General features: G+C 68.8%; 4 protein-coding genes and 1 pseudogene. 3 read left to right on the top strand and 2 right to left on the bottom strand.

The window, feature by feature from the left end:
* Positions 1–145 precede the first annotated feature (145 nt).
* Positions 146–5,080, top strand: a complete 4,935-nt coding sequence (locus ABE522_RS17030) for an alpha-2-macroglobulin family protein (protein ID WP_346592717.1) — start codon at positions 146–148, stop codon at positions 5,078–5,080.
* 46 nt (positions 5,081–5,126) lie between these two features.
* Positions 5,127–7,499, top strand: a complete 2,373-nt coding sequence (gene pbpC / locus ABE522_RS17025) for a penicillin-binding protein 1C (RefSeq protein WP_346592716.1) — start codon at positions 5,127–5,129, stop codon at positions 7,497–7,499.
* A gap of 7 nt (positions 7,500–7,506) precedes the next feature.
* Here pbpC and ABE522_RS17020 read toward each other — a convergent pair.
* Positions 7,507–7,665: pseudogene (locus ABE522_RS17020) on the bottom strand (bacterioferritin); the annotation flags it as partial.
* 64 nt (positions 7,666–7,729) lie between these two features.
* Positions 7,730–8,212: a peroxiredoxin gene (locus tag ABE522_RS17015; protein ID WP_346592715.1), complete on the bottom strand. Its 483-nt coding sequence runs from the start codon at positions 8,210–8,212 to the stop codon at positions 7,730–7,732.
* 189 nt (positions 8,213–8,401) lie between these two features.
* On the opposite strand from ABE522_RS17015, the gene ABE522_RS17010 reads away from it, so the two are divergent.
* Entirely contained in the window at positions 8,402–9,301 is a 900-nt protein-coding gene (locus tag ABE522_RS17010) for a DnaJ C-terminal domain-containing protein (RefSeq protein WP_346592714.1), read from the top strand.
* Positions 9,302–9,710: the final 409 nt, after the last annotated feature.

The following is a 9,710-nucleotide window of genomic DNA, read 5'->3' as shown; positions in this document are numbered from 1 at the left end:
CCCGGTGCCCGCGGGGGTCCCGACCGTGGGCCGGCACGGCCGAAGGCTGCAACAGCGTGACGACCACGGGTCGTCACCCACCAAGAGTAGCCCCGCCGTCAAGGATCTGGCGGCATAATGCACGCCTTGTTCAAGGAGTGACGACATGACCGGTCCGCTGCGGCTTCGGAAGTGGGGATGGGCGGCAGCCCTGGTGGCGGGAAGCCTGCTGGCCGGCCTTGCCGGCTGCAACCGCAATGACAGTGGGCAGCTGCCCGCCGCCAGCGGCGAGGCGATCACCGCCAAGGCCGAGCAGGTGACCGAGTTCACCCTGCTGCGCGCCTACCCGGACCAGAAGAACGATGGACTGTCGCTGGCGCTGGAGTTTTCGCGCCCGCTGGTCGGCACCCAGGACTTCGATGCGCTGGTGCGCTTCGAGGAAAAGGTCGGCACCGATGACAGCAGCTGGACCCTGTCCGACGACGGCAAGACCCTGCGCTACCCGTTCGTGGAAGCCGCCAAGGAATACTCGCTGGTGGTGTCGGCCGACCTGCTGGCCGCCGATGGCAGCCGGCTGGGCAAGGAACTGCGGCAGAAGGTGTTCAGCGGCGAGCTGACCCCGGTGGCGGGCTTCGCCTCGCAGGGCAGCGTGCTGCCCGCGCGCGACAGCCGCGGCCTGCCGGTGGTGTCGGTGAACGTGCCGGAAGTGGACGTGGAGTTCCTGCGCGTGCGCGAAAAGGAACTGCCGACCTTCTTCAGCCAGTACCAGCGCGGCGGCCGCCGCGGCAGCTGGGAACTGGACAGTGACTACAGCGAACGCACCCCGATCAGCCGCCTGGCCGAACCGGTCTACGTCAACCGCTTCATCCTGGGCGGCAAGCAGAACGAGCGCGTGCTGACCTACCTGCCGACCCAGGACATCAAGGAGTTGCAGGAGCCGGGACTGTACTTCGCCGTGCTCAAGCGCACCGGTGCCTTCGATGGTGAGTTCGATACGGCGTTCTTCAGCGTCAGCGACATCGGCCTGCATACCCGCGCCTACAAGGACAAGCTGTTCGTCCATACCGCCTCGCTGAAGGATGGTGCGCCGCTGAAGAAGGTGGACGTGCGCGTGCTCGACGGCAAGGGCGAAGTGGTCCTGCGCGGCAGCACCGACGGCAATGGCAACGCGCTGCTGGATTACACCCTGGATGCCGGCCACGTGCTGGTCGCTGGCAGCGGCAAGGACACCAGCTTCCTGCCGTTCAACCAGCCTGCGCTGGACCTGAGCGAGTTCGCGGTGGCCGGGCGGGACAACGCTTGGTTCGATGTGTTCGCCTGGTCCGGGCGTGACCTGTACCGTCCCGGCGAGACCGTGCGGCTGTCCGCGCTGCTGCGCGACAACGATGGCAAGCCGGTCGCACCGGGCAAGGATGCCAAGGCACGCCAGCCGGTGTTCCTGCGGCTGAAGCAGCCCGATGGCAAGATATTCCGCGAGACCCAGCTGCAGCCCGGCGAACAGGGCTACTTCAACTTCGAACAGCTGATCCCGGCCGATGCGCCGACCGGCCGCTGGCAGGTCGAGTTCCGTACCGATCCGGCCAGCAAGGAAGCGATCCAGGGCATGACCCTGCGTATCGAGGAGTTCCTGCCGGAGCGCATGAAGCTGGACCTGGACAGCGCACAGAAGAGTCTCAAACCCAATGATGCGCTGCGCCTCCAGGCCGACGGTGCCTATCTGTATGGCGCCCCGGCCGACGGCAATCGCTTCACCGCGCGCCTGGCGGTGGCGGTGGAACAGAAGCCGGTGGAAGGCCTGCCGGGTTACTTCTTCGGCGACCCGACGGTGAGCCTGCCGCGCGAAGCCAAGGACGTGGTGGATACCACGCTGCCGGCCGATGGCAGGCTGAAGCAGGATGTGGACCTGCCGGAAGAAGCCGCCAAGGCGAAGACCCCGGTAGCGGTGGTGCTGTCCGGCAGCCTGTATGAAACCGGTGGACGCACCGTCAACCGCACGCTCAAGCGGGTGATGTGGCCGGCCGCGGCGCTGGTCGGCGTGCGCCCGCTGTTCAACCCGGACGACGGCGCCGATGCCAACGGCAGCGCGCGCTTCGAGCTGGTGCGCGTGGACGCGGCCGGCACGCCGCAGCCCGCCAAGGGGCTGAAGGTCACCCTGGTGCGCGAGCTTCGCGACTATCACTGGGCGTTCAACGACAATCGCTGGGACTACGATTTCACCCGCCGCTTCGAGAACAAGGACACCCGCACCGTCGATGCCGGCAGCAGCGCGGTGGCCTTCGACGTGCCGGTGGAGTGGGGCGAGTACCGGGTGGATGTGTTCGATCCGTCCACCGGCCTGACCAGCCGCTACCCGTTCCGCGCAGGCTGGAGCTGGGGCGACGACAACCGTGGCCTGGATGCACGCCCGGACAAGGTCAAGCTGGGCCTGGACAAGACCGGCTACAAGGCCGGCGACACGCTGGAGGTGACGGTGACGCCGCCGCATGCAGGCCGTGGCCTGCTGATGGTGGAAACCGATCGCATGATCTACGTGCAGGATATCGACGCGAAGCCGGGCAGCACCTTCAAGATTCCGGTGACTGCTGATTGGGAGCGCCACGATGTATACATCACCGCGCTGGTGTTCCGTGGCGGCAGCGCACCGAGCAAGGTGACGCCGGCACGCGCGGTCGGCGTGGTGCACGTGCCGATGGACCGCAAGGCGCGCACGGTGGCCGTGGGCCTGGTGGCGCCCAGGCAGATGCGTCCGGAGCAGGACCTGCCGGTCACCGTCAGCGTGCCGCAGCTGGCCGGCAAGGTCGCGCACGTGACCGTGTCCGCAGTGGACGTGGGCATCCTCAACATCACCCGCTTCCCGGTGCCCGACGCGGCCGCGCACTTCTTCGCGCAGCGCCGGCTGGGCATCGATGCCTATGACATCTACAGCCGCGTCATCGAGAGCTTCGACGGCAGCAGCGGCAAGCTGAAGTTCGGTGGCGACATGGCGCTGGCGGCGTTGCCGCAGGCCAAGCGGCCGACGGCGCGCGTGCAGACCGTGGACCTGTTCACCGGGCCGGTGAAGCTCGATGCCAAGGGCAATGCCCGGATCCGGCTGAAGGTGCCGGACTTCAACGGCACGCTGCGGGTGTCGGCGCTGGTGTATGCCGATGAGAGTTACGGCAAGCGCGATGTCGAGACCGTGGTCCGCGCTCCGCTGCTGGCCGAAGCCAGCATGCCGCGCGTGCTGGCCCCGGGCGACCGCAGCACGGTCACCCTGGATGTGCAGAACTTCACCGGCAAGCCGGGCCAGTTCAACGTGCGGGTGGAAACCGAAGGCCCGCTGAGCCTGGCCGAGGGCACCCGCTCCGTCCAGCTGGCGACCGACGCCAAGACCACGCTCAGCTTCCCGCTGGGTGCGCGCGAAGGGCACAGCGTGGCCAAGGTGCGCGTGCGGGTGGACGGCAACGGCTTCAAGGCCGATCGCCGCTACGACCTGCCGGTGCGCGCGGCATGGCCGCAGGTGCTGCGCTCGCAGGTACGCACGCTGGATCCGCTGGCGGCGGTCAGCCTGGACGGCAGCCTGCTGGACGGGCTGATGCCGGAATCGGTGACCGCGCGCCTGCTGGTCAGCCCGCTGCCGCCGATCCCCTTCGCCAGCGCGCTGCAGGGCGCGCTGAACTACCCGTATGGCTGCGCCGAACAGACCACCAGCAAGGGCTACGCCGCGCTGATCCTGGACCAGGCCACCTCGGCCATGCTCGGCGCCGACGGGCTGGATGCCAAGGTGCGCCGCGAGCGCATGGAAGGTGCTTTCGGTCGCCTCGCCTCGATGCAGGTGGCCAACGGCAACTTCTCCATGTGGGGCGACGACGGCTACGTCAATCCGTGGCTGACGCCGTACATCACCGAGTTCCTGCTGGATGCCCGCGATGCCGGTTTCGCCGTGCCCGACAACGTGCTGCAGAAGGCGTTGAACCGGCTCAGCGAGGACCTGCTGTCCGGCGGCAACCAGTTCTACGGCCAGGACCGCCGCGACAACCTGAAGTTCGCCAACCAGGCCTACTCCGGCTACGTGCTGGCGCGGGTCAACCGCGCGCCACTCGGCACCCTGCGCACGCTGTATGACAACGAACGGGCCAAGGCCATCGGCGGCCTGCCGCTGGTGCACCTGGGCGTGGCGTTGTCGCTGCAGGGGGACCGCAAGCGCGGCGAGGCCGCCATCACGGCCGGCTTCGCCAAGCCGAGCAGCGAACGGCCGTCGTACTTCGGTGACTACGGCAGCGCGATCCGCGATGACGCGCTGATGATCGCCCTGACCCACGAGCACAACCTGGCCAAGCCGGCCTGGGATGCGCGTTCGGTGGACCTGGGGCGCGAGCTGGATACGCGCCGCAACCGTGGCTGGATGTGGCTGAGCACCCAGGAACAGGTCGCCATCGCCCGCCTGGGCAAGGCGCTGGCCGCGAACCAGAAGAAGCTGGTGGCCGGTGAGCTGGTGATCGGCGCGCAGACCGAAAGCATCGGCGAGCGTCGCCTGTTCGGCCGCAGCTTCGATGCCGCGCAGCTGGGCAGTGGGGTGCGATTCGCGCCCAGCGGCGAGCCGCCGATGTTCGCCAGCATCGACGTGGCCGGCATTCCGCGCACCGCGCCGGCGCCGGACAACAGCGTGATCGGCGTGGAGCGCAGCTGGTTCGGCACGGACGGCAAGCCGTGGACGCCGCGTCCGTTGAAGGAAGGCGAGGCGCTGATCGTGCGCGTCACCGTCACCCCGGACAGCAGCATGCCCGATGCCCTGCTGACCGACCTGCTGCCAGCGGGTCTGGAAATCGAGAACTTCAACCTGGGTGATGCCAAGCAGTGGGCCGACGTGGTGGTGGATGGCATCGGCATCAGTTCACGTGGCGATGCCGCCGACGTGAAGCACGAGGAGTTCCGCGATGACCGCTACGTTGCGGCGCTGAACCTGTCGCGTGGCAGCAAGGCGACGCTGTTCTATCTGGTGCGCGCAGTCACTCCGGGTACCTACACGGTGCCGCCGTCGCTGGTGGAAGACATGTACCGTCCGCAGCTGCGCGGCGTCGGCCGCAGCAACCCGGGCACGATTACGGTGGTGCAGCCGTGAGCCGGCGGGCGGGCCGCCACGCGGCGGCCTGCCGACGGGGCCGCCAGTGATCAAACGCGGCCTGCGCCGGTTGCGGCGCAGCCTGCGGCCACTGTGGCCGTGGCTGAGGTGGGGCAGCGCGGCGCTGCTGCTGGCGGTGCTGCTGCTGGACTTGGCGTTCCCGCCGCCGTTGCCGAAGCAGCGCGATACCAGCACGCTGGTGGTCGCGCAGGACGGCAGCCCGCTGCGCGCCTTCGCCGATGCCGAAGGCGTGTGGCGCTATCCCGCATCGGTGGACCAGGTCTCGCCGCTTTACCTGCAGGCCCTGCTGGGCTACGAGGATCGCTGGTTCTGGCGCCATCCCGGCATCAATCCGGTTGCGCTGCTGCGTGCCAGCACGCAGATGCTGGGGCAGGGGCGCATCGTGTCGGGCGGCTCCACGCTGACCATGCAGGTAGCGCGCATCCTGGATCCGCATACGCGCACGCCGTGGGGGAAACTCAAGCAGATGCTGCGCGCGCTGCAGCTGGAAGCGCACCTGTCCAAGCGCGAAATCCTGACCCTGTACCTGGAACGCGCGCCCTATGGCGGCACCATCGAGGGCGTGGAAGCGGCGAGCTGGGCCTACCTGGGCAAACCGGCGGCGCAGCTGTCGCACGCCGAGGCCGCGCTGCTGGCGGTGTTGCCGCAGGCACCCAGCCGGCTGCGTCCGGACCGCCACCCACAGGCAGCGCAGCAGGCACGTGACAAGGTGCTGGCACGAATGGTTTCGCTGGGGCGCTGGTCCGCCGAAGAGGTGGACGACGCACGCGTGGAAACGGTGGTCACCCGTTCGCTGCGTCCTCCGCTGCATGCCGCCCTGCTGGCGCAGCGCCTGCATGCCGCACGACCGGGCCAGCCGCGCATCCAAAGCAGCATCGACATCGACCTGCAGCGCACGCTGGAGGGCCGGCTTTCCAGCTACTTCTCCACGCTGCCCGAGCGCACGTCGGCGGCGCTGCTGGTGGTCGACAACCAGACCCTGCAGGCACGCGCCTACGTCGGCACGCTGAACTTCGGCGACCGCCAGCGGCTGGGCCACGTGGACATGGTGCAGGCCTGGCGCTCGCCGGGTTCCACGCTCAAGCCGTTCCTGTACGCGATGGCGCTGGATGACGGGCTGATCCACTCGGAAAGCCTGCTGGTGGATGCACCGCAGAGTTTCGGCGGCTATCGCCCCGGCAATTTCGATGAGGCCTTCAATGGCCCGGTGAGCGCGGCCACCGCGCTGCGGCTTTCGCTCAACGTGCCTTCGGTGGACCTGCTGGACCGGGTCGGAGCGGCTCGCTTCGCCGCACGCCTGTCGCATGCCGGGATCCAGCTGCGCTTTCCACGCGGAAGCTCGCCCAACCTCTCGCTGATCCTGGGCGGCACCGGCGCGCGGCTGGAGGATCTGGTCGGCGCGTTCGCGGCGTTGAACCGCGATGGCATCGCCGGCCGCGTGCGCTATACCGATTCGGATCCGGTGCTGGATCGCCGGCTGGTATCGCCGGGGGCGGCGTGGATCGTGCGCGAGATGCTGGAGGCCAATCCGCGCCCGGGGCAAGGCACCGATACCTTCGACCTCGGGGGGCGGCCACGGGTCGCGTGGAAGACAGGCACCAGCTACGGCTACCGCGACGCGTGGGCGATCGGCAGCACGCGCCAATACACCGTGGGGGTCTGGGTGGGGCGGCCGGACGGCACGCCACTGCCGGGACAGTACGGGGCGGTGACTGCACTGCCGCTGATGTTCGAGGTGGTCGACAGCCTGCCCCGGCAGGGCCGCGCCAGCGCCCCAGCGCCGCGTCCGGCTACCGTCAGCCAGGCCGATGTGTGCTGGCCGACCGGTGGCCTGGCCAGTGAACTGCCCGATGGATTGTGCCAGCGGCGATTGCGCGCGTGGTTGCTCGACGGCAACGTGCCACCGACCTTCGCCGAGCGCGATGCGCGGCGCTGGCAGCCGGGGCGGCAGCGCTACCAGGCTGACGCGCACAGCGGACGGCGCCTGTCCGCAGATTGCAGCGCCCCGCACGACGTGGAGGACCGTGAGGTCGCGCGATGGCCGGCGCTGCTGTCACCGTGGTTGCCGCAGGCAGCACGTACCGCCTCGCAATTGCCTGCGCTGGCGCCGGATTGCCGCGACGACGGGCGCCAGGCCAGCATCGCCCTGCATATCGATGGGCTCAACGACGGCGCGTCGGTGGCGCGCGCGCCGGGTGCTGTCGATGGTGTGCGCCTGCAGCTGCGCGCGCTCGGCAGCGAGCACGACATCGACTGGCTGCTGGACGGCCGCTGGATCGCCCGCACCCGCGGCGCGCAGCCTTTCAGCCAGCGCTTCGACCAGCCGGGACGGCATGCGTTGACCGCACTGGCCAGCGATGGGGCCTGGACCCAGGTGCGGTTCAACGTGGTGCGCTGAGGGCGGTCTACTTGCCGATCCAGCCATCCAGCAGGTCGGCGAACGCGTCGGCGTGCTCTTCTTCCTGGGCCGGGATCTCTTCGAGGATGCGCTTGGTGGTGGTGCCCTTGTCACCGACGAAGTTGATCATTTCGCGGTAGCTGTCGATGGCGATGCGCTCGGCCAGCGTGCCGGCGTGTGCCTGCTCCTGCTGGCCTGCTCTCCTTCGGCGGGTTGCGGTGGCGCGTTGATCAGTGCGGCAGGTGTGCCAGTACGTGCTCGGCCGATGACACCTCGAACGCGCCGGGGGCGTCGATCCAGGCTTCGCGCACCGTGCCGTCCTCCACGTACAGGGCGAAACGACGCGAGCGCATGCCCATGCCGGACGCGCTGGCGTCGACTTCCAGGCCGAGCGCGCGGGCCAGCTCGCCGTTGCCATCGGACAGCATCAGCAAGCCGTCGGGGACGTGCTGGCTTTCGCCCCACGCCTTCATCACGAACGGGTCGTTGACTGCCACGCAGTACACGTCGATGCCGCGTTGGCGGAATTCGGCGAAGTGTTCGATGAAGCCGGGCAGGTGACGTGCCGAGCAGGTCGGGGTGAAGGCCCCGGGCACCGCGAACAGCACCGCCTTGCGGCCGTCGAACAGGGCTCTGGTGTCGATCGTCTCCACGCCGTCGCGGATCCGTTTCAGCGTGACTTCGGGGATCGGATCGCCAGCTTGGATGCTCATGGGGGGCTCCTGGTAAACGAGCAGCGTAGGCATGGCAAGGGAAGGGCCGTGTCAACGGATTGAAAATCCCGTGTTCACGCCCGATCTGCTGGGCAACGGGGCCGCCACCGTCCGGGCCTGCACACGGCAGCCGCTAGAATAGGCGCGGGTTGGCGCCCCCGGTGCCGACGGATCACTCGAGGTAGCACGATGGAATTCAAGGATTACTACGCCACCCTGGGCGTGGAGCCCAGCGCGGGCGACGCCGAAATCAAGACCGCTTACCGGCGGCTGGCGCGCAAGTACCACCCGGATGTCAGCAAGGAAGCCGGGGCGGAAGAAAAGTTCAAGGGCATCAACGAGGCGTACGAGGCGCTGCGCGATCCGCAGAAGCGCGCGGCGTATGACCAGCTGAAGGCCCAGGGCTATCGTCCGGGCGAAGAGTTCAATGTTCCGCCCAACTACGGCGGCGGCGGTGGCTTCGATTTCGAGGAAGTGTTCGGTGGCGGCGCAGGCGGTGCCAACGGCGGCTTCAGCGATTTCTTCGAAAGCCTGTTCGCACGCCAGCGTGGCGGCACCGGGCGCGGCCCGGGCCCGGGCTTCAGCAGTGGCGGCCATGCCCCGCAGCGCGACACCCGGGCCAAGCTTTCCGTCCCGCTGGAAGCGGCCTACAACGGCGATACCCTGCGTATCACCGTCAACGGCCGCCAGCTGGACGTGCGCGTGCCGAAGGGCATCAAGCCGGGCCAGGTGATCCGGCTGGGCGGGCAGGGCACCGACGGCGGCAACCTGCTGCTGGAAGTGGAATATGCCGCGCACCCGCAGTTCGAAGTGGACGGTCGCAACATCCTGTACACCCTGCAGGTGACGCCGTGGCAGGCGGCGCTGGGCACCAGCATCAGCGTGCCGACGCTGGGCGGTGCGGTGGAATTGAAGGTGGCCGCTGGATCCGATGCCGGGCGCCGGCTGCGCCTGCGTGGCCGCGGGCTGCCGGGGAACCCGGACGGTGACCAGATCGTGGAGCTGGAGATCGTGGCGCCGGCGGCCAACGATGAGGCCCAGGCCGAGGCCTACCGCAACCTGGCCAAAGCGTTCGGCGAGTCGATCTGAGGGAGTTTGGTGTGCTGCGCACGGCTTGAAGCGCAGGCAACGGCGACGGCAACGTCAACGTCAACGTCAAAAGCTGCGGGGCTGCGGGTTGGCGGGGCGGGGTGGCTGCGCAGGACACGCCGCAAGTACGTCCATGTAGGCTCGCTTTTCGCATCCATGCGAAAAGACGGTCCTGCGCAGCCACCCCGCCCCGCCTTCGACAGGTCCATGGCGGCCCGGTAGCGCCGACCCATGGTCGGCGGCATGTTCCCGCCAACGGCCCGCTGCGCTACCGCTTTTCTTTTTTTTATTACGCGGGTGGCGGCCACCGGAACCTGTCATGGGTCGGGCGGGGAGGCTATGCGGGGCCTTGAGCGGCAGGAGCCGCGAAGAGCTACATGGACGTACTTGCGCGTGCCCCGCATAGCCT

It is taken from the genome of Stenotrophomonas lacuserhaii (assembly GCF_039674585.1).
GTDB classification, from domain to species: Bacteria; Pseudomonadota; Gammaproteobacteria; order Xanthomonadales; family Xanthomonadaceae; genus Stenotrophomonas; species Stenotrophomonas pennii_A.
This window is presented reverse-complemented; position numbering and strand designations above follow the sequence as displayed.

Bases quoted from the DNA above. Each gene is read 5' to 3' on its own strand.
- ABE522_RS17010 (WP_346592714.1), top strand. From the start codon at position 8,402: ATGGAATTCAAGGATTACTACGCCACCCTGGGCGTGGAGCCCAGCGCG.
- ABE522_RS17015 (WP_346592715.1), bottom strand. From the start codon at position 8,212: ATGAGCATCCAAGCTGGCGATCCGATCCCCGAAGTCACGCTGAAACGG.
- ABE522_RS17030 (WP_346592717.1), top strand. From the start codon at position 146: ATGACCGGTCCGCTGCGGCTTCGGAAGTGGGGATGGGCGGCAGCCCTG.